Genomic DNA, 18,838 nt, shown 5'->3' with positions numbered 1-18,838 from the left:
GCGGGGCCGGTTCAGCGACGGAGCCGGCCCGCCACGGCGTGCCCGATGAAGAGGTAGACCGCGGCCGCGAGACCGTAACCGGCGACGACGTTCGCCCATGTCCGGTCGAACGTGAACAGGTCGTACGACCAGCCGGCCAGCCAGCGGGCCGAGTCGTGCACCCACTGCACGAAGTCGTTGCCCCGGTTGGCGTCCAGCAGGTACATCAGGATCCAGAGGATGATGATGAAGGCCAAGACGTCGGCCACGACGGCAATGACGCGTGCCGCTGAGCTGCTTCCTGAACGGGTTCTGGGAGACATGGAACTCTGGTTGCCGCTTTACGCACGGTGAAACCCGGAAGGCCCGCACGGAGTGGCGACCCTTGGGGGAGCGGGCGAGTGTGAGCAGGAGTGCCGAGGTCCGTCACTCTCGGTCAGGAGGCTCCGCCGTGCACCTTCCGTACCGACAGCATCAAGAACGCGGGCAGGGACGCGGGCGCCGAGGTGACGGACAAGGTCCCCTCGACCTCGCTGCTCACCGGATAGCGACCCTGGCTGGTGGCTGGTGGCTGGTGGCTGGTGGCTGGTGGCTGGTGGCCGGCGCCGGCCGGACGGCAGCGGTCGGAAATCGGGAAGATCACCCCGGGGTCCGCCGGTTAGGGTGCCGCATGACGTCTCTCTCCCACGACCGCTACTGCGACGAGATCCTGGCCCAGACCGACGCCCTGCGCGCGGTGCTGACCGGTGCCGATCTCGGCGTGACCGTACCCACCTGCCCCGACTGGACGCTGCGCGAGCTCGCGGTGCATGTCGGCGGCGCCCACCGCTGGGTCGGCGAGACAGTCCGCACCCGGGCCACCGAGGAGGTCCCGGAGGACAAGGTGCCCGGCCTGGAGGGGCCGGACGGCGCGGACCCGGCCGCGCTGGACGCCTGGCTCGCCGAAGGCGCGGCCGCCACCGTGGCCGCGCTGCGGGAGGCCGGGCCGGACGCCGAGGTGTGGACCTGGGTGACGGAGCAGCGCACGGCCTTCTGGGCGCGCCGCATGACGCACGAGACGGCCGTGCACCGGGCGGACGCGGCGCTCGCCGCCCGCGCCCCGTACGAGGTCGACGCGGAGGTGGCCGCCGACACCATCGAGGAATGGCTCGGCATCGTCGCCCTGGCCCAGGAGGAAGGCGATCCGGAGGCGGCCGAACTGCGGGGCGGCGGGCGCTCGTTGCATCTGCACGCCACCGACGTGCCCGGTGCGGAGTGGCTGATCGAGTTCGGCGACGACCGCTTCACCTGGCGGCACGCGCACGAGAAGGCCACGGTCGCGCTGCGCGGCACGCTCACCGATCTGATGCTCGTCTTCAACCGCCGCCTGAAGCCCACCGACCCGCGCGTGGAGGTACTGGGCGACGCGGCACTGCTGGACTTCTGGCTGGACCGGTCCTCGTTCGGCTGAGCACCCTGTCGATCGGCCCCGCCCAGGAGTTGAGTTCCGCAGCCGAGCATCGCCTTCACCTGCCACAGCCCCCTCGGCCACATCGTCGCAGACGTGTTCTTCGGGCCCTCCGCCCCCAGCAGCACCGCCAGCGAGGCGCGCAGGTCGTACGGATGGGAGTGGAAGCGGCCCGCCAGCTCGACCGGCCCCTGCCGCGCCAACGCCTGCCGACGGCGATCCAGGTCAGTGGTGTGAAGACGTCCGAGCCCCAGGCCTCCGCCGTCCACACCGAGTCGTAGCCGAGCCGCTCCGCCTCCCGGACCAGGGCGAGCTGGCCGGGCTCCGGGCCGCGGCCCCAGTACCCGAGCGCGAGTCCGAGCCGCATACCGTTCCCTCCAGCAATGGCTGACAGTACGTCAAATGTGGGCGGTGCGGGTGGGGCTGTACGACAACGGCCCCCCGCCCGGAAGGGCGAGGGGCCGCGGTGTGTGCGTCAGGATCAGCCGCGCTGGATGCCCGTGGTGTCCTGGAGGACACCACGACGGCCGTCCTGCGTCTGGGCGATCAGGCTCTGGCCGCGCTGCTCCACCGCGAGGTACCAGGTGCCCGGCGCCAGCTCGGCGATCGGGTTCGGCGAACCGTCCTCGCCGTACAGTGGGCGCGCCACCGGAACGGCGAACCAGAACGGGGTGAAGTCACCCGCCGGGGCCGCGCCGCCCGGCGCGGGCTGCTGGGCCTGGGCCTGCGGCGCCTGGTCGGCCGGGGCGGGCTGGCCCTGCTGGGGCGCGCCCGGGTAGCCGTAACCCTGGCTCGGCTGGGCGCCGTACGGCGCCTGCTGGCCGCCCGGGTAGCCGTAGCCCTGGCCGGGCTGGGCACCGTACGGCGGCTGGCCGCCCTGCACACCCTGCGCCGGGCTCGCCGGGCTGAGGAGCGGGGCCTTGAGGAAGGGCACCAGCGGTCCGGCGATCGCGGCGCCGGCGAGCACGATGGTGGCGAGCAGGCCGAGGATCATACCGGCCCCGGCGTTGCTGATGTCGAGGATCGTCCAGAAGGCGGTCCACAGCGCGAAGACGGCGAGCGCCACGCCGAACTGGCCGAGGTCCAGCCCGGCGACCTTGCGGCCCGGCAGCGCACGGCTGACGATCACCAGCGCCGCCGCGATGACGCCGGCGAGGTAGACGCTCATCAGGATGCCGAGCGCGTCCCAGGCGTTCGGGCTGTCGAACCGGGAGCAGTCGACGCCCTGCGGGCAGTCGTAGCTGGAGAAGTCGAGGAAAGAGGCGATGAACAGCACGACCGCTGCTCCGATCACCACGCCGTCGCCTCGTGTGAGGGATCGGATATTCACGTGAAGGTCCTTAGTCGGTCGTCTCGTCGGGGCGGTCGTCGCTGCCGCCGGTGCGGCTCGAAGCTCGGGAGCGGCTCCCCATCGTACGGATGAATCTATCGTCTGCCCGGGCGGGTTGCTCCGGAGCCCGGGCCATGAGCGGGTATCCCCCCAATATCACCGCACAACTACCCCTGCAGGTAGCTGGTAATGCCGTCGGCCAGTCCCTGGGCCGCCTTCTGCCGCCAGCTCGCACTGGTGAGCAGTGCGGCATCCTTCGGATCACGCATATTGCCGCATTCGACGAACACTTTGGGCACGGTCGACAGATTCAGTCCACCGAGATCATCCCGGGTGTCCAGGCCGGTAGGTCCGCCGATGTAATTGGAAGGCGCGCTTCCGGTCGTGCGGGCGAAGTGTCCCGCGATCCTCGCGCCGAGATCGGCGGAACTCTTCACGATCTCCGAGGTGTCCGCCCCGCCGCCCTTGACCTCGGCGGGCAGGATCACATGGAAGCCCCGGTTGCCCACCGCGGATCCGTCGGCGTGCACCGAGACCACCGCGTCGGCCTCCGCCTCGTTCCCGATCCGGGCCCGCTCGTCGATGCACGGCCCGAACGGCCGGTCCGCGTCGTGCGTCAGCCGGACCCGGGCACCCTCGGCCTCCAGCAGCGCCCGCAGCCGGTGGGAGACGTCGAGGGTGAACCGGGCCTCCGCGTAACCGTCGTTCGTGGCCGTACCCGTCGTATCGCACTCCTTGCGGCCGGTGCCGATATCGACCTGCTGGTTGATCTCCCGGGTGTGGTCGCGGTTACCCGGATTGTGCCCCGGGTCGATCACCACGGTCCGGCCGGTCAGCGCGCCCTTCGGCAGCGGCTTCGCGGAAGCGGTCGGCTCCGGCTGTTTCCCGGCCGGCGTGGGGGCCGCCGAGGTGGTGGCGTTCGCGCCGGGCCGGGGCGAGGCCGCACCGGTCTCGCCGGGTTCCGGACCGCCACCGCATCCGGCGGCGGTCAGGCATACGGCGGCCAGCGCCGCGGCCACGGGCAGGGGCCGGGCACGGCGGGTGGGGGGAGGGCTGTCGTCGTACGGCACGCGGCGATGCTATCCACCCGGCCGTCCGGGCGGCCCGCTGCCCGCGCCCCGGCCCCGAACCGCTCGGATGCCCGGTGCCGTACGGCTCAGATCCCGGCGTCCGTGCGGCGCAGCACACGCAGCGAGTCCGTCACCGACACCTCCGTGAACGCCCCGGAGACCAGCGCCCGCCGGTAGATCCGGTACGGGGCCTGCCCGCCGTCGGCCGGGTCGGGGAACACGTCGTGGATCACCAGCAGTCCGCCCTCGACGACATGCGGGGCCCAGCCCTCGTAGTCGGCGTTCGCGTGCTCGTCGGTGTGCCCGCCGTCGATGAAGACGAGCCCGAGCGGTCCGCTCCACACGGCGGCGACCTGCGGGGAACGCCCGACCAGCGCCACCACGTGGTCCTCCAGGCCGGCCCGGCGCAGAGTGCGGCGGAAGGTCGGGAGCGTGTCCATCAGCCCGACCTCCGGGTCCACCACGCTCGGGTCGTGGTACTCCCAGCCCGGCTGCTGCTCCTCGCTGCCCCGGTGGTGGTCCACGGTGAGCGCGGTCACCCCGGCTCCCCGCGCCGCGTCCGCGAGGAGGATGGCGGAGCGCCCGCAGTACGTGCCGACCTCCAGCAGCGGCAGCCCGAGCGCGCCGGCCTCGCTGGCGGCGGCGTACAGCGCGAGGCCCTCGTGGACCGGCATGAAGCCCTTGGCGGTCTCGAACGCGGCGAGGATCTCCGGCCCGGGGCCGGAGGGTCCGGTCGGTGCGGCGGGTCCGGCGGCGGACGCGGAAGCGGAAGCGGCGGCGGACTCGGCGGTCACGGGGTTCCTCCAGGTGGGGCGGGACGGCTCACGGGCCGGTCGACGGCGACCCATCGTGCCGTACGGCCCGGCCGACGGCCTCGGCGGGGGCCGTGGCGGCGACCGGGGCGTCGGCGGGGGCGGGGCCCGGTCCGGTGCCCGCGCTGCTCGCCAGGAGCACCGGATGTGCGGAGGGCCGCTGCGCGGGCAGGAACGCCGCCAGCACCAGGCCGATCAGCACCGCGCCCGTGGCGATCAGGAACGAGATCCGGAATCCCTCCATGGACGGCACCTCGACCGAGCCCATCGTCACGGAGGTGTTGGCCAGCACCATGCCGATGACGGCGCTCGACACCGAGGTGCCGATGGACCGCATCAGGGTGTTCAGGCCGTTGGCCGCGCCGGTCTCCGACGGGTCGACGGCGCCGATGATCAGAGCGGGCAGCGAGGAGTAGGCGAGGCCGATGCCCGCGCCGAGCACCACCGCGATCAGCACGGTCTGCCAGGCGGCGGAGAGCAGGCCGAGCCCGGCCCCGTAACCGATCGCGATGACCAGCATGCCGAGCATCAGCGTGGTCCTGGGGCCGCGGCGGGCCGAGATCCGGGCGTACAGCGGGGCGACGAACATCATCGTCACGCCCAGCGGGGCCACGCAGAGGCCGGCGACCACCATGGACTGCCCGAGGCCGTAACCGGTCGACGTGGGCAGCTGGAGCAGTTGCGGCAGGACCAGGGAGACCGCGTAGAAGGCGACCCCGATCATGATCGAGGCGAGGTTGGTGAGCAGCACCTCGCGGCGGGCGGTGGTGCGCAGGTCGACCAGCGGAGCCGGGGTGCGCAGTTCGAACAGGCCCCACAGCACCAGGGTGGCCACGGATGCGGCGAGCAGCCCCAGGGTCGGCGCCGAGGTCCAGCCCCAGTCGCTGCCCTTGGTGACCGGCAGGAGAAGGAGGACCAGGCCGAGCGAGAGTCCGAGGGCGCCGAGGAGGTCGAAGGAGCCGGGTGCGCGCAGCGGGGGTTCGGGGACGAGCGCGTACGTGAGCGCCATCGCGAGCAGGCCGAGCCCGGCGGACCCGAGGAACAGGGCGTGCCAGTCGGCGTGCTGGGCGACCAGTGCGGCGACGGGCAGCGCGAGCCCGCCGCCCACGCCGATGGAGGAGCTCATCAGCGCCATCGCCGAGCCGAGCCTCTCGCGCGGCAGTTCGTCGCGCATGATCCCGATGCCGAGCGGGATGGCGCCCATGGCGAAGCCCTGGAGCGCGCGGCCGGTGATCATCACGATCAGGTTGTCGGTGGAGGCGCAGATCAGTGAGCCGATCACCATCACGGCCAGCGAGGCGAGCAGCATCCGGCGCTTGCCGTACAGGTCACCGAGGCGGCCCATGATCGGGGTCGAGACGGCGCCCGCGAGCAGGGTGGCGGTCATCACCCAGGTGGCATCGGCCGGGGTGGTGTCCAGTAGGACCGGCAGGTCCTTGATGACCGGGACGAGGAGGGTCTGCATGACCGCGACGGTGATGCCCGCGAACGCGAGGACGGGCACGATGCCGCCGGAACGCCGCGCCTTCGGCGGCTCGGGAAGCTCCTGTGCGTGCCGTATCCGTCGCGTCCGTCGCATGCGTGGGGCCTCCCGGGCAGCCTTCGGTCACCCGGGCTCCCCCCAAGTGTGTGCAGGGTGAACGCTTCTGGGTGGCGCTTCTATTCCGGCCCGGCCCGGCACTCCGGTCCGGGCTCCGCATTCCGGCTTCCGGGCCGGATCCGCCCGTCTCCTGACCTTCCGTCGGGTGGGAACGTGTTCTACTCTTGCGCCGTTCCAGTGGCTGCGACCGCCGGAGACGCGCATGGGCAGGGGCACGGGCAGGGGCACGGCTGTCGGTACCGGCATCGGGATCACCGAGGAGCACCGTGCGCCGGCGCACTCCGTTCGGGGGTGCCTGGCCCGCGCCGCACCCCCCGGTGAGGTGCGCGGACTCCTCGACGCGGGGAGCCCGGCCGCCGCCGGGGCCAAGAACTACCGGCACTCGGTCGACAACCCGTACGCCCAGTTCCAGCACCCGTACACGGTCGAGGAGGTCCTCGCCGCCCGTACCGTCCACCGCCCCCTCACCAAGCTCCAGCGCTCGCCCACCTCCGACGGTGCGGCGGCGGCCGTTGTGGCCGAACGGTTCGCCGAGCGGCACGGTCTGGGAGAGCGGGCCGTGGAGATCGCCGCCCAGGCCCTGACCACCGACACCGAGGCGTCGTTCGCCTCCGGCAGTTGCATCGACGCGGTCGGCGCCCCGATGTCGATGGCCGCCGCCGAGCAGGTGTACGCCGCGGCGGGCCTGGGACCCGACGACCTCGACGTCATCGAGCTGCACGACTGCTTCTCCGTCAACGAACTCCTCACCTACGAGGCGCTGGGACTGTGCGGCGAGGGGGAGTCCGGAAAGCTCGTCGAGTCCGGGGCCACGACCTACGGCGGCCGCTGGGTGGTGAACCCGTCCGGCGGGCTGATCTCCCGGGGCCATCCGTTGGGCGCCACCGGCATCGCCCAGGCCGCCGAGCTGACCTGGCACCTGCGCGGCGAGGCCGGAGTCCGCCAGGTCCCCGGCGCCCGGACCGCCCTCGCCCACAACATCGGCCTCGGAGGGGCGGCGGTGGTCACGCTGCTGCGGCGCGGCTGAACCGTGCCGCGCCACGGCATCAGCCCTCCGCGTCCCGGTCGTCCTCGGTACTGGTCGTACGGGCGGCGGCCGCGCGGCGCAGATGGCGGTGGCGGGGGGCCGGCTGGCTGCTCAACTCCTCACCGACCATGACCCGCACGGCGTCGCGCATGCCGTGCAGCCCCTCGCTGCGCCTGGGGCCGCCGCCGGGATCGGTGCGCAGCTCCCTGAGCAGGGACCAGCAGAGGAAGAGCATCACCACGACGAAGGGCAGCGCCACCAGGATCGTCGCGCTCTGGAGCGACTCCAGCCCGCCCGCCACCAGCAGGGCCGCCGCCACCGACGCCATCAGGAGCCCCCAGGTGACGACGAGCCAGCGCCGCGGGTGCAGGGCGCCCCTGCTGGTCAGCGAACCCATGACCAGGGAGGCGGAGTCCGCGCTCGTGACGAAGTACATCATGATCAGGATCATCGCGGTCCAGGACGTCACCGCGCTGAACGGCAGGCCGTCGAGCATCGCGAACAGCGTCGCCTCCGTCCCCTCCTTCGCCTTCTCGGCCATGTCGACGACGCCCGTTTCGGCGAGACGGATTCCGGTTCCGCCGAGCACCACGAACCACAGGGCGGTCGCCCCGCTCGGTACGAGCAGCACGGCGAGGAGGAACTCGCGGATCGTGCGGCCCCGGGAGATGCGTGCGAGGAAGGTGCCGACGAAGGGGGCCCAGGACAGCCACCAGGCCCAGTAGAAGATCGTCCACATGCCCAGCCAGCTCTCGCCGCCGAACGCGCCGGTGCGTGAGGCCATGGGGAGAAGCTGGTCCAGATAGCCGCCGACCGAGGATGGCAGCACGTCCAGGAGGTAGACGGTCGGACCCGTGACGAAGACGAAGACCATGAGGGTCGCGGCGACGACGAGGTTGATCGAGCTGAGCCATTTCACTCCGCCGTGCAGGCCGGTGAAGGCGGAGATCACGAAGGCCGCGCCGAGTACGGCGATGATCACAAGCTGCACGCCGGTGCTCTGGTCGAGGCCCGCCGTCAGATCGAGCCCGATGGCGATCTGCAGAGCGCCGAGACCCAGGCTCGTCGCGGTGCCGAAGACGGTGGCGAAGACGGCGAGCAGGTCCAGGACCCTGCCGAAGACGCCGTTCGCCCGGCGTGCGCCGATGAGGGGGACGAACGCGGCGCTCAACCGGTTGCCCCTGCCCTGCCGGAAGCTCGCGTAGCCGAGCGCCAGGCCCACGATGCCGTAGATCGCCCACGGGGTGAGGGTCCAGTGGAAGAAGGAGTACTCCATGGCGGCGCTCGCGGCGCTGTTCGACTGCGGCTCGGCCCCGCTGGAGGGCGGCGGGCTCAAGTAGTGCGCGACGGGCTCTCCGACACCGTAGAAGATCAGTCCGATGCCCATGCCGGCACTGAACATCATCGCGATCCACGGGAAGTTCGAGAACTCCGGTGGAGAGTCGTCCCTGTTCAACCGGATTCGGCCGAAGCGGCTGAAGGCGATCAGGAGGCACAGCACCAGAAAGACGTCGGCGGCGATCACGAAGAGCCACGCGAAGTTTTCGAGTACCCACGGAAGGGCCGCGCTCGAGGCGCTCTGGAAGGACTTCTTCCCGAAGGCCGCCCACAGCACGATCCCGATGACGCCCAGCACCCCGACGGCCACCACCACCCGGTCCGGCGAGGAGTCCGCCCCGTGACCGGGTTCCGCACCGGAATCCGTGGGGCCGGGGGGCACATGGGCGTTCTCCGTACTCATAGCGCACCACTATGGTGGCGTACGGCCTGCTGTAGGTGATGTGCCACGCCGGGACCGACGACCATGGCCGCGGCCACCGGGTCCCGAGACCTGGGCCCCATGCCCGATGTACGGGCCTCCGGCCGCCTGCGACCATGGCCGACATGCCCGATGTCTCCGCTCCCGCCTCCGCCCCGCCCGCCTCCTCCCGCATACGTCCCAGCACCTGGGCCGTCGTGCTCGCCGCCTGCACCGGCCAGTTCCTGGTCGTCCTCGACGTCTCCGTCGTCAATGTGGCGCTGCCCTCCATGCGGGCCGACCTGGGGCTGAGCGCGGTCGGTCTCCAGTGGGTCGTGAACGCCTACTCGATCGCGTTCGCCGGGTTCATGCTGCTCGGCGGGCGGGCCGCCGACATCTACGGGCGCAAGCTGATGTTCCTCGTCGGGCTCGGCCTCTTCACCGCCGCCTCCCTCGCGGGCGGCCTCGCCCAGGAGGGCTGGCAGCTCCTCGCCGCCCGCGCCGCACAGGGGCTCGGGGCCGCCGTCCTCGCGCCCGCCACCCTCACCATCCTCACCGCGGCCGTGCCCGAGGGCCCCGCCCGCACCAAGGCGATCGGCACCTGGATGGCGGTCGGGGCGGGCGGCGGCGCGGCCGGCGGGCTCATCGGCGGGGTCCTCACCGACGCCCTCTCCTGGCGCTGGGTCCTCCTGATCAACGTGCCCATCGGCGCGCTCGTCCTGATCGGCGCCGCCCTGCGCGTCGCCGAGGGCCGCGCCGGCGACCGCCGCCGGATCGACCTGCTGGGCGCGGTCCTGGTCACCGCGGGCCTCGCCGCCGTCGCGTACGGCGTCGTCCAGACCGAGGCCGAGGGCTGGACCGCCGCCGCGACCCTCGTGCCGCTGCTCTCCGGACTCGCGCTGCTGGCAGCCTTCGTGGTGGTCGAGGCACGGACCGCCGTCCCGCTGGTCCCGCTGCGCGTCTTCTCCGTACGGGCCGTCTCCTCGGCCAACGTATCGATGCTGCTCATGGGGTCGGCGACCTTCTCCATGTGGTACTTCATGACCGTGTACGCCCAGAACGTCCTGGGTTACACGCCGTTGCAGGCCGGCCTCGCGCTGATCCCGACCTCGGCCGCCGTCGTCATCGGCTCCAAGCTGGCCCCGCGCCTCATGGCCCGCACCGGGGCGAAGTCCCTCGCCGTCGCCGGGGTCCTGATCACCGCCGCGGGCTTCGGCTGGCAGTCCACGATGGGCGTGGACGGCTCCTACCTCACCGCGATCTGCCTGCCCGGCGTCCTGATGATGGGCGGCGCCGGTCTCGCCTCCACCCCGCTCGCCACCCTCGCCACCTCCGGCGCCGAGCCGGGCGACGCCGGACTCGTCTCGGGCCTGGTCAACACCTCCCGCACGATGGGCGGCGCGCTGGGCCTCGCGGTGCTCTCCACCGTCGCCGCCGCGCGCACTGCGGGCTCCGGCGACACGGCCGAGATCACCGCCGGATACGCCATGGCGTTCCGTACCGCGAGCGGGGTGCTGCTGGCCGGGGCGATCGTGATGCTGCTCTGGCTGCCGAACCACCGCGCGCCCCGCCCCACGGCGTAGGACCCGTTCCCCACCCGTGACTTGACAAGAAGTCAGAACTCTTCCCGACTTCCGGGGCCTGCGTTATGCATGGGTCATCGGGCGTCAGCTGGAACGCGTTCTAGAAGGGGTGTGCCCTGCCGGTCTCGCCTACGCCATCTGCCCGCGCGCCCGGACCCGGATGACCGAGGACGTCTTCGCCGGATTCCAGGAACCGGCGGACGGCACCCTCGACCCGCTGGCGCCGAGCACGTCTCCCCGCTCGTCGGCTGTCTCGCCTCACCGGCGGCGGCCGGGGTCAACGGGCAACGGCTCGTCGTCCACGGCGGGATGGTCGCCGTCGTCGAACGGCCCCGGGTGTCCGCCCGGTTCGGCGCGGCGAAGGAGGCGTTCACCTTCGCGGAGCTGGACGAGCTGCTCACCCCGTACTACGCGGACCGGCCGCCGAACGAGACCTTCGCCGCCGCCGAAGTGCTGGGCTGAAACGGCGGTAGCCGTACCCCTGGACGCACGGGAGGCCCGGACCGGCGGACGTCCGCCGGTCCGGGCCTCCCGCACCGCGCCGGTCGGCGGCTCAGGCCGCCGCGGATTCCGCTTCCGCGGGCCGGCGGTGGCGGCCGTGCGGCCGCACCGACGTGTTCTCCGTCGACGCACCCCCGCGGTGCCTTCCGGAACCCCTGATTCCGGTCCCCTCGTCCGCCCCCGTCGGGCGCTGCTGGGTCGTGTCGGTCCGTGCTTCGGACATGTGGGAAGTCACCCCGTTGTGATCGCTTGCGTGTGTCGCACCTACGTGTGTCGTTCGGCCCCGCCACCGTCGCCCGACCCGGTCGCCGTCGGTACCCGCCCGGAACGGTCGCGTAGCCCAGGCCCCGAATTCAATCAGGTCGGGCGGCCTGGTGCAGAGGCGCCTGCCCCAACGGAACGGGCTTACACACAGCAGGAGCGGTGTCGGCGGCGGACGGTTCCCTTCCGTCCTCCCCGCCGCCCGTACGGCCGGCCACGGGGGAGGGCTCCACGTCCTCGGGTGCGTCCAGCAGCGCCACGCCGCAGGGCGTCGCCCCGTTCGCGTACGGCAGGCGCAGCACGCCGTCCCGGCTCCAGAAGCCGGCCCCCGGCACCCAGCCCAACGGTGCCGCGAACTGGTGCAGTCGCCGGCCCGTCGGGCGCCAGACGCCCACCCAGCTGCCCGGCGCCCCGTCGATCCGCAGCGCCACCGCGCAGCTCTCCGGCATCAGCATCTGGCCCGGCTGCACCGCGAACGGCGTCACCGCCACGTCCGGGAGGCGCAGGCACTCGGGGAACCTGACGGGCAGGCAGCTTCCCAGCACCCCCCAGCCGAGCCGGTCGTGGCCCGGGGCGTCGGAGCGGAGCAGCAGCAGCCCGCTGTCGGCGTCCGCGAGCAGCAGCCGGTCGTTGCTTTCCGGTGCGATCTGGAGCAGCGCCGTCACCTCGCCCTGCCGCCCGAGGTCGACGGCGACGGCCTTGACCGGCCCGCCCCCCGGCTCCTGCCGGTCCAGTGCCAGTATCCGGCCCGCCCGGTCCAGCCACACCCCGCCCGAGCAGCGGCCGGGAATCCGCGCGACCTCCTCGGGCCCGGACGCGCCGCCCGCCACCCGCCACAGCGAGGCGTGGTACTCACCGGCCGCCAACGCGTACACGCACCGGCCGTCCGGTGACGGTGGCAGCAGCGTCATCTCCGCGCACCCGACCGCGCCCAGCAGGAGTTCGCCGGTCCCGGGGCCGGTCGGGTAGAGCAGCGAGAACATGTGCCGGTCCGCCACCCGCCGCCGGATCAGCACCCGCCCGTCGGCGAGCGGGGCCACCTCGGAGTCCGATTCCTCGGGCTGGTCGAGGGGGAGGGGCACCGCGTACGGCTCGGGTCCGTCCAGCGTCCACCGCTCGGGATACCAGGCGCGCTCGCCCGGCGGCCCGGGGGCGGCGGTGAGCCGGGCGGCATAGGCGCCGTCCGCGGTGAGCGTGAAGCGGCCGGGGGGCGGCGCGCCGTCGGCGTACGACCGCGCGTCGGTCCCCGTGGGCGATGCTGCTCCTGCTCCCCCGTACCGCTCGCCGTACTGCTCCCGGCCCTCCTCGTCCGCTTGTCCTTCCCCTTCTCCGTCCGCGATGCGTCCGTCCGCGATGGACGCGGGCAGCGGGCCGGAGCTGTCCGCCCCGGCGGGCCCGGTCATGCCGGGCTCCCCGGACTCTCCGGGTTCTTCCGGTTCGGGTTCCGCTTCCGGGTTCGCCGTCGCGGCGGCCCCGGCGGATCCACCCTCGATGGCACAGGCAGTCATGGACTCGTCACCTCCGGCTACGAAAGCTAGTTTTCGCACTTCCAGCCGAACAACACGAGCCACCGCACTTCACACATAAGGGTGGCGATGCCCGGATTCTCCTGAGGTGGCAGGGGTGAGTGTGCTGTCGGAGAGGGGCGTGTCTATGGTGAGGCGACCCTAACCAAACGTCCGTGCCTCCCCCGCACGCACGCGGACAAGCTGGAGTAAGTGATGTCCCTTCGCCCCCGCGGTACCGCCGCAGTCGCCCTGGCCGTGGCGGCCGCCCTCTCGCTGTCGGCCTGCGGGGGCGGTGACGGCGGCGACGCGGACGCGGCGAAGTCCGACGCGGGCGGCGGCAAGAAGGCCGCCGTCGCCACGGGCGGCAAGGACTTCGCGGACGCGGTCAGGAAGACCGCCTCGTACGGCACGGACGCGAAGGCCGGCGAGTTCCCCCGGACGGTCACCCACGCCATGGGGAAGACCGAGATCAAGGCCGCGCCCCAGCGCGTGGTCGTGCTGGACGTCGGCGAGTTCGACAACGTGGTGTCGCTGGGCGTGAAGCCGGTCGGCTACGCCCCCAGCGAGGGCGACGCGGCCATCCCCTCGTACCTGGAGAAGGACGCGGGCGAGCCGAAGAGCGTCGGCACCATCAACAGCCTCAACCTCGAAGCCATCGCGGGCCTCCAGCCGGACCTGATCCTCGGCAGCCAGCTCCGCGCCGCGGACAAGTACGACGAGCTGTCCAAGATCGCCCCCACCGTGTTCTCCATCCGCCCCGGCTTCACCTGGAAGGAGAACTACCTCCTCAACGCCCAGGCGCTGGACCGCACGAAGCAGGCCGAGACCGCGCTCGCCGCGTACGAGAAGAAGGCCGAGAAGCTCGGCGAGGACATCGGCCCCGACAAGCCGACCGTCTCCATGGTCCGCTACATGCCCGACCGTCTCCGGCTCTACGCCAAGGCCTCGTTCATCGGCACGATCCTGGAGGACGTCGGCCTGCCGCGCCCGAAGAACCAGCAGATCGACGACCTCGCCGCCGAGATCAGCCCGGAGAAGATCGACGAGGCGGACGCCGACTGGATCTTCACCGGCGTCTACGGCGACCCGAAGGCCACCCAGCGCGACACCGCCCGCTCCAACCCGCTGTGGAAGAACCTGAAGGCCGTGAAGGAAGGCCGGGCCAAGGACGTCTCCGACGAGACCTGGTACCTCGGCCTCGGCGTCACCTCGGCCGATCTGGTCCTCGACGACCTCCGCGCGGACCTGGTGAAGTAGCGCCTTCTGTACGGGCCCGGCGGACGTCTTCCGTGCGGGCCCGCCGAGGGGTCCGACGTAACGATTCGTGTCCGGCCGCCGGTCCCGGCGTACGGGGTCCGGCGGCCAGGGGCGGGGGGCCACCCCGGACAGGTAGCCTTTCCCCCGTGCCCCGTCTGTCTGAAGTCATCGCCGCCCTCGACGCCCTCTGGCCCCCCGAGCGGGCCGAAGGCTGGGACGCGGTCGGGACGGTCTGCGGCGATCCGGACGCGGAGATCGACCGGGTGCTGTTCGCCGTCGACCCGGTCCGCGAGATCGCCGACGAGGCCCTGGAGCTCGGCGCCCAGCTGATCGTCACCCACCACCCGCTCTATCTGCGCGGGACGACGACGGTCGCCGCCGACACCTTCAAGGGCAAGGTCGTCCACACCCTGATCAAGCACGACATCGCCCTCCACGTCGCGCACACCAACGCCGACACCGCCGACCCCGGCGTCTCCGACGCCCTCGCCGGCGCCCTCGACCTGCGCGTCACCGGGCCGCTCGTCCCCGATCCCACCGACCCCGCCGGGCGGCGCGGACTCGGCCGGATCTGCGAGCTGGACCACCCCGAGACCCTGGCCGACTTCGCCGCCCGGGCCGCCGCCCGGCTCCCCGCCACCGCGCAGGGCATCCGGCTGGCCGGCGACTCGGAGGCGCTCGTCCGCACCGTCGCCGTCAGCGGCGGTTCCGGCGACAGCCTCTTCGACGCCGTGCGCGCCGCGGGCGTCGACGCCTTCCTCACCGCCGACCTGCGCCACCACCCGGCGTCCGAGGCCGTGCAGCACTCGCCGCTCGGCCTCGTCGACGCCGCGCACTGGGCCACCGAGTGGCCCTGGTGCGAGCAGGCGGCGGCCCAGCTCGACGCGCTTTCCGACCGCCACGGATGGGACCTGCGGGTCCATGTCTCGAAGCAGGTCACCGACCCCTGGACCACCCACCATTCCTCTGGAGCCCCCAACTGAACGCCGCGCCCGCCGACCAGATCCGACTTCTCGACGTCCAGGCCCTCGACACGCGTCTCGCCCAGCTCTCCCACAAGCGTTCCTCGCTCCCGGAGCACGCCGAGATCGAGCAGCTCAGCAGCGACCTCGCGCAGCTGCGCGACCTGCTGGTCGCCTCCACCACCGAGGAGAGCGACACCGCCCGCGAGCAGACCAAGGCCGAGCAGGACGTCGACCAGGTGCGTCAGCGCGCCGTCCGCGACCAGCAGCGCCTGGACTCCGGCGCGGTCTCCTCGCCCAAGGACCTGGAGAGCCTCCAGCGCGAGATCGCCTCGCTCGCCAAGCGCCAGGGTGACCTGGAGGACGTCGTCCTGGAGATCATGGAGCGCCGCGAGGCCGCCCAGGAGCGGGTCGCCGAACTGACCGAGCGGGTCTCGGCGGTCCAGGCCAAGGTCGACGACGCCACCGCCCGCCGTGACGCGGCCACCGCCGAGCTGGACGCCGAGGCCGCCACGGTGACCAAGGACCGCCAGGTCGTCGCCGAGGTCGTCCCCGCCGACCTGATGAAGCTGTACGACAAGCTCCGCGCCCAGCAGGGCGGGGTCGGCGCCGCCCGGCTCTACCAGCGCCGCTGCGAGGGCTGCCGCCTCGAGCTGAACATGGCCGAGGTCAACGACGTGAAGGCCGCCTCCCCGGAGACGGTCCTGCGCTGCGAGAACTGCCACCGCATCCTGGTCCGCACCGCGGAGTCGGGTCTGTAATGAGCGTCGCCCGCCAGGTGGTGGTCGAGGCCGACGGCGGCTCCCGGGGCAACCCGGGGCCCGCCGGCTACGGCGCGGTCGTCATCGACCCCGCCACCGGGGAGCCCCTCGCCGAGGCCGCCGAGTACATCGGCGTCGCGACGAACAACGTCGCCGAGTACCGGGGGCTGATCGCCGGTCTGACGGCCGCGAAGGCGCTGTTCCCGGACGCGGGGGACGCGCTGCGGGTCCACGTCCGGATGGACTCCAAGCTGGTCGTCGAGCAGATGTCGGGGCGCTGGAAGATCAAGCACCCCGACATGAAGCCGCTGGCGGCCCGGGCCGCCGCGATCCTGCCGCCGTCCTCGGTGACGTACGAGTGGATCCCCCGCGCGCAGAACAAGCACGCGGACCGGCTCGCCAACGAGGCGATGGACGCGGGCCGCGACGGCCGGCAGTGGGAGGCGTCCGCCTCGACGGCCGCCCTGGACGGCCCGTCCGCCCGTACCCCGAGCGCTTCGCCGCCCGTGCAGGGCCCGCCGGGCGACCAGGCCGCGGGCGCCGCCAAGGCCCGCGCGGCACTGGCGGCGGCCCGTGGTGCGGCTGCCTCGGCCGACGCGCTCTTCGCCCTGCCCGGGGAGACGGCGGAAGCGCCGCTGCCCGATGGGACGACGGGACCGGGCGGCGAGCCGACAGACGCCCACTCCGCCACGCGGCAGCCCGCCGGGACCCCGCAGACCGGCTGGGGCTCGGCCCCCGACCTGGGCGCGCCCGCCACCTTCGTCCTGCTCCGGCACGGCGAGACCGCCCTCACGCCCGAGAAGCGGTTCTCCGGCAGCGGCGGGACCGACCCCGAGCTCTCCGCCGTCGGCCGCGGCCAGGCCGAGCGGGCCGCCGAGCACTTCGCCGCCCTCGGCACGGTCCAGGAGATCGTCAGCTCGCCGCTGCGCCGCTGCCGCGAGACCGCCGCCGCCGTCGCCGCCCGCCTCGGCCTCGACGTCAGGATCGACGAGAGCCTGCGCGAGACGGACTTCGGCGCGTGGGAGGGCCTGACCTTCGGGGAGGTACGGGAGCGGTACGGCGACGACCTCACCGCCTGGCTGGCCTCCCCGGAGACCGCCCCGACCGGCGGCGGCGAGAGCTTCGCGGAGGTGGCCGAGCGGGTCGCCGCCGCCCGGGACCGGCTCGTCGCCCGGTACGCGGGCCGCACGGTCCTGCTCGTCACGCACGTGACGCCGATCAAGACGTTCGTCCGGCTCGCCCTCGGAGCCCCGCCCGAGGCGCTGTTCCGGATGGAGCTGTCGGCGGCCTCGGTCTCCACCGTCGCGTACTACGGGGACGGCAACGCCTCCGTACGCCTGCTCAACGACACCTCGCACCTGCGCTAGCGGCTGGCCCGGGCGGGGGAGCGGGCTACGCGGCGAGCGCCGCCGCCTCCGCCGCCAGGCGGGCCACCCGGTCCCAGTCCTTCGCCGCCACCGCATCGCCCGGGACCATCCAACTGCCGCCCACACAGCCGACGTTGGGCAGGGCGAGATACGAGGGAGCGGAGGCGAGCGAGATGCCGCCGGTCGGGCAGAAACGTGCCTGGGGGAGCGGCGCGGACAGAGCCTTGAGATAGGCCGTGCCGCCCGCGGCCTCGGCCGGGAAGAACTTCATCTCCCGCACCCCGCGCTCCAGCAGGGCCACCACTTCCGAGGTGGTCGAGACACCGGGCAGGAAGGGCAGCCCGGACGCCCGCATCGCCTCCAGCAGCGCGTCCGTCCACCCGGGGCTGACCAGGAACCGGGCCCCGGCGGCCACCGTCTCCCGGACGTGCTCCGGCGAGATCACCGTGCCCGCGCCGACCACCGCGCCCGGCACCTCGGCGGCCATGGCCCGGATCGACTCCAGCGCGGCGGGCGTCCGCAGCGTCACCTCGATCGCCGGGAGCCCGCCCGCCACCAGCGCCCGCGCCAGCGGCACCGCGTCGGCGGCGTCGTGCAGGACGACGACGGGGACGACGGGCGCGAGATCGAGCACGGAGGCGTCGGGGGTGACTGCGGCGGAGGGCACGGCGGGCGGCACGGAGGAGGTCATGGGGCCATCCTGCCGCGCTGCCGCCAATATCTGCAACGAGCGTTGCGCGCTGCGCAACGAATGGTTACCGGGTGCTCGTCGGGTGGTGGTGTCGCCCGCTCAGTGGATCTCCGTCACCACCACGTCCAGCGACCACGGCCGCCCGGCCCGCGCGGGGGCCGCGGCCTCCACCACGTAACCGAGGTCCCGCAACACCTCCACCAGCTGCGCCGGGTCCTTGGGCCGCGCACCGGCCACCAGCAGGTCGCGCACCAGACGGCCCTTGGTGGCCTTGTTGAAGTGGCTCACCACGGAGCGCTTCTCCACCCCGTCCACGATCTGCGCGTGCAGCACCCGCACGCTCGCCGTCCGCGACGCCACCTCGCCCTTCGGCTTCCACGCCGCCGTGTACGCGGAGGACCGCAGATCCAGGACGAGCCCGCTGCCCGCGGCCTCGGGCAGCACGGTTTCCATCGGGGTGCGCCAGTACGCGCCGAGGGCGCCGAGACCGGGCAGCTTCACCCCCATCGAGCAGCGGTACGGCGGAATCCGGTCACCGATCCGGACCGCGCCCCACAGCCCCGAGAAGACCAGCAGCGAGGCGGCCGCCCGGCGCCGCGCGGCCGTCTCCAGCGTGGCCAGGCCGAGGGCGTCGTACAGCACGCCGGTGTACAGCTCCCCGGCCGGGCGGGTCCCGGCGGTGCGCAGCTCGGCGTTCTTGCCGACCTCGCCCGCGAGACCCACGCTCAGCCCGAGCACCTCACGGGCCTTCTCCTCGTCCGCCCGGCACAGCTCGACCAGCTCGTCCAGCACCGCCGCACGGGCCGGGGCGAGCCCCGGCAGCGAAAGCGACTCCGGCTTCAGACAGGCCCCGCGCCCCGAGGCGGCCTTTCCTTCGGAGGGCGGCAACAGCACGAGCACGGCGGTTCTCCTTCGTACGTACGGCGAGCGCGGATCCGGTGGGC

The 18,838-nt window shown here is 73.1% G+C and carries 16 protein-coding genes and 3 pseudogenes; 9 read left to right on the top strand and 10 right to left on the bottom strand.

The genetic code is table 11. The features are described 5' to 3' along the window. Positions 1-11: 11 nt before the first annotated feature. On the bottom strand, positions 12-302 hold the full coding sequence (locus tag CCZ36_RS08340) for a hypothetical protein (protein ID WP_079149745.1): 291 nt from the start codon (positions 300-302) through the stop codon (positions 12-14). Between the two features lie 90 nt (positions 303-392). Here CCZ36_RS08340 and CCZ36_RS36405 point away from each other — a divergent pair, with 90 nt between their 5' ends. Both CCZ36_RS36405 and CCZ36_RS08335 read left to right on the top strand, forming a co-directional pair. Next, positions 393-527, top strand: coding sequence for a hypothetical protein (locus tag CCZ36_RS36405; protein ID WP_257791363.1), 135 nt, complete (start codon positions 393-395; stop codon positions 525-527). A 122-nt stretch (positions 528-649) separates the two neighbouring features. Next, a complete protein-coding gene (locus CCZ36_RS08335) occupies positions 650-1,429 on the top strand; it encodes a maleylpyruvate isomerase family mycothiol-dependent enzyme (RefSeq protein WP_069740074.1) in 780 nt (259 codons plus the stop codon). An 80-nt stretch (positions 1,430-1,509) separates the two neighbouring features. Here the strand turns inward: CCZ36_RS08335 and CCZ36_RS08330 are convergent. The 5 genes and pseudogenes from CCZ36_RS08330 to CCZ36_RS08310 all read right to left on the bottom strand — a co-directional run. Next, positions 1,510-1,793, bottom strand: a pseudogene (locus CCZ36_RS08330) (LLM class flavin-dependent oxidoreductase); the annotation flags it as partial. 114 nt (positions 1,794-1,907) lie between these two features. Further along, entirely contained in the window at positions 1,908-2,756 is an 849-nt protein-coding gene (locus tag CCZ36_RS08325) for a DUF5336 domain-containing protein (RefSeq protein ID WP_069740075.1), read from the bottom strand. Positions 2,757-2,923: 167 nt separating this feature from the next. After that, a complete protein-coding gene (locus CCZ36_RS08320) occupies positions 2,924-3,826 on the bottom strand; it encodes an N-acetylmuramoyl-L-alanine amidase (protein WP_128817368.1) in 903 nt (300 codons plus the stop codon). An 86-nt stretch (positions 3,827-3,912) separates the two neighbouring features. Then, on the bottom strand, positions 3,913-4,500 hold the full coding sequence (locus CCZ36_RS08315) for a class I SAM-dependent methyltransferase (protein WP_234427716.1): 588 nt from the start codon (positions 4,498-4,500) through the stop codon (positions 3,913-3,915). Positions 4,501-4,648: 148 nt separating this feature from the next. Then, a complete protein-coding gene (locus CCZ36_RS08310) occupies positions 4,649-6,217 on the bottom strand; it encodes an MFS transporter (protein WP_128817366.1) in 1,569 nt (522 codons plus the stop codon). 373 nt (positions 6,218-6,590) lie between these two features. Between CCZ36_RS08310 and CCZ36_RS08305 the strand changes: the two are divergent. Next, positions 6,591-7,265: pseudogene (locus CCZ36_RS08305) on the top strand (thiolase C-terminal domain-containing protein); the annotation flags it as partial. A 19-nt stretch (positions 7,266-7,284) separates the two neighbouring features. Here CCZ36_RS08305 and CCZ36_RS08300 read toward each other — a convergent pair. Then, entirely contained in the window at positions 7,285-9,006 is a 1,722-nt protein-coding gene (locus tag CCZ36_RS08300; protein ID WP_128817364.1) for a BCCT family transporter, read from the bottom strand. Between the two features lie 134 nt (positions 9,007-9,140). Here CCZ36_RS08300 and CCZ36_RS08295 point away from each other — a divergent pair, with 134 nt between their 5' ends. Both CCZ36_RS08295 and CCZ36_RS08290 read left to right on the top strand, forming a co-directional pair. After that, positions 9,141-10,586: an MFS transporter gene (locus CCZ36_RS08295; protein ID WP_069740080.1), complete on the top strand. Its 1,446-nt coding sequence runs from the start codon at positions 9,141-9,143 to the stop codon at positions 10,584-10,586. Positions 10,587-10,713: 127 nt separating this feature from the next. Continuing rightward, positions 10,714-11,048, top strand: a pseudogene (locus CCZ36_RS08290) (short chain dehydrogenase); the annotation flags it as partial. Between the two features lie 392 nt (positions 11,049-11,440). Here CCZ36_RS08290 and CCZ36_RS08285 read toward each other — a convergent pair. Beyond that, the gene (locus tag CCZ36_RS08285; protein WP_128817362.1) at positions 11,441-12,856 is read right to left on the bottom strand and encodes a hypothetical protein; all 1,416 of its coding nucleotides are present in this window, start codon (positions 12,854-12,856) and stop codon (positions 11,441-11,443) included. A gap of 213 nt (positions 12,857-13,069) precedes the next feature. On the opposite strand from CCZ36_RS08285, the gene CCZ36_RS08280 reads away from it, so the two are divergent. The 4 genes from CCZ36_RS08280 (at position 13,070) to CCZ36_RS08265 (ending at position 17,203) form a co-directional block, all read left to right on the top strand. Continuing rightward, entirely contained in the window at positions 13,070-14,113 is a 1,044-nt protein-coding gene (locus tag CCZ36_RS08280; protein WP_128817360.1) for an ABC transporter substrate-binding protein, read from the top strand. Between the two features lie 146 nt (positions 14,114-14,259). Further along, positions 14,260-15,096 carry a Nif3-like dinuclear metal center hexameric protein gene (locus tag CCZ36_RS08275; RefSeq protein WP_128817358.1) on the top strand — a complete coding sequence of 279 codons (837 nt, stop codon included), beginning with the start codon at positions 14,260-14,262 and terminating at the stop codon, positions 15,094-15,096. Then, a complete protein-coding gene (locus CCZ36_RS08270; protein ID WP_199887466.1) occupies positions 15,093-15,836 on the top strand; it encodes a zinc ribbon domain-containing protein in 744 nt (247 codons plus the stop codon). The genes CCZ36_RS08275 and CCZ36_RS08270 overlap by 4 nt, the downstream gene beginning before the upstream one ends. Beyond that, on the top strand, positions 15,836-17,203 hold the full coding sequence (locus CCZ36_RS08265; RefSeq protein ID WP_128817356.1) for a bifunctional RNase H/acid phosphatase: 1,368 nt from the start codon (positions 15,836-15,838) through the stop codon (positions 17,201-17,203). Before CCZ36_RS08270 ends, CCZ36_RS08265 begins: the two co-directional genes overlap by 1 nt. Positions 17,204-17,228: 25 nt before the next feature. Here CCZ36_RS08265 and eda read toward each other — a convergent pair whose 3' ends face one another. Both eda and yaaA read right to left on the bottom strand, forming a co-directional pair. Beyond that, positions 17,229-17,894 carry a bifunctional 4-hydroxy-2-oxoglutarate aldolase/2-dehydro-3-deoxy-phosphogluconate aldolase gene (eda, locus tag CCZ36_RS08260; protein ID WP_069740086.1) on the bottom strand — a complete coding sequence of 222 codons (666 nt, stop codon included), beginning with the start codon at positions 17,892-17,894 and terminating at the stop codon, positions 17,229-17,231. 99 nt (positions 17,895-17,993) lie between these two features. After that, entirely contained in the window at positions 17,994-18,794 is an 801-nt protein-coding gene (gene yaaA / locus CCZ36_RS08255; RefSeq protein ID WP_069740087.1) for a peroxide stress protein YaaA, read from the bottom strand. Between the last annotated feature and the right edge of the window lie 44 nt (positions 18,795-18,838).

Source organism: Streptomyces sp. S063 (assembly GCF_002832675.1).
GTDB classification, from domain to species: domain Bacteria; phylum Actinomycetota; class Actinomycetes; order Streptomycetales; family Streptomycetaceae; genus Streptomyces; species Streptomyces sindenensis.
This window is presented reverse-complemented; position numbering and strand designations above follow the sequence as displayed.

Excerpts from the sequence above, each read along its gene's own strand:
- CCZ36_RS08310 (WP_128817366.1), bottom strand. The coding sequence starts at position 6,217 with ATGCGACGGACGCGACGGATACGGCACGCACAGGAGCTTCCCGAGCCG.
- CCZ36_RS08315 (WP_234427716.1), bottom strand. The coding sequence starts at position 4,500 with ATGCCGGTCCACGAGGGCCTCGCGCTGTACGCCGCCGCCAGCGAGGCC.
- CCZ36_RS08335 (WP_069740074.1), top strand. The coding sequence starts at position 650 with ATGACGTCTCTCTCCCACGACCGCTACTGCGACGAGATCCTGGCCCAG.
- CCZ36_RS08265 (WP_128817356.1), top strand. The coding sequence starts at position 15,836 with ATGAGCGTCGCCCGCCAGGTGGTGGTCGAGGCCGACGGCGGCTCCCGG.
- eda (WP_069740086.1), bottom strand. The coding sequence starts at position 17,894 with ATGACCTCCTCCGTGCCGCCCGCCGTGCCCTCCGCCGCAGTCACCCCC.
- CCZ36_RS08285 (WP_128817362.1), bottom strand. The coding sequence starts at position 12,856 with ATGACTGCCTGTGCCATCGAGGGTGGATCCGCCGGGGCCGCCGCGACG.
- CCZ36_RS08295 (WP_069740080.1), top strand. The coding sequence starts at position 9,141 with ATGGCCGACATGCCCGATGTCTCCGCTCCCGCCTCCGCCCCGCCCGCC.
- CCZ36_RS08280 (WP_128817360.1), top strand. The coding sequence starts at position 13,070 with ATGTCCCTTCGCCCCCGCGGTACCGCCGCAGTCGCCCTGGCCGTGGCG.
- CCZ36_RS08340 (WP_079149745.1), bottom strand. The coding sequence starts at position 302 with ATGTCTCCCAGAACCCGTTCAGGAAGCAGCTCAGCGGCACGCGTCATT.
- CCZ36_RS08300 (WP_128817364.1), bottom strand. The coding sequence starts at position 9,006 with ATGAGTACGGAGAACGCCCATGTGCCCCCCGGCCCCACGGATTCCGGT.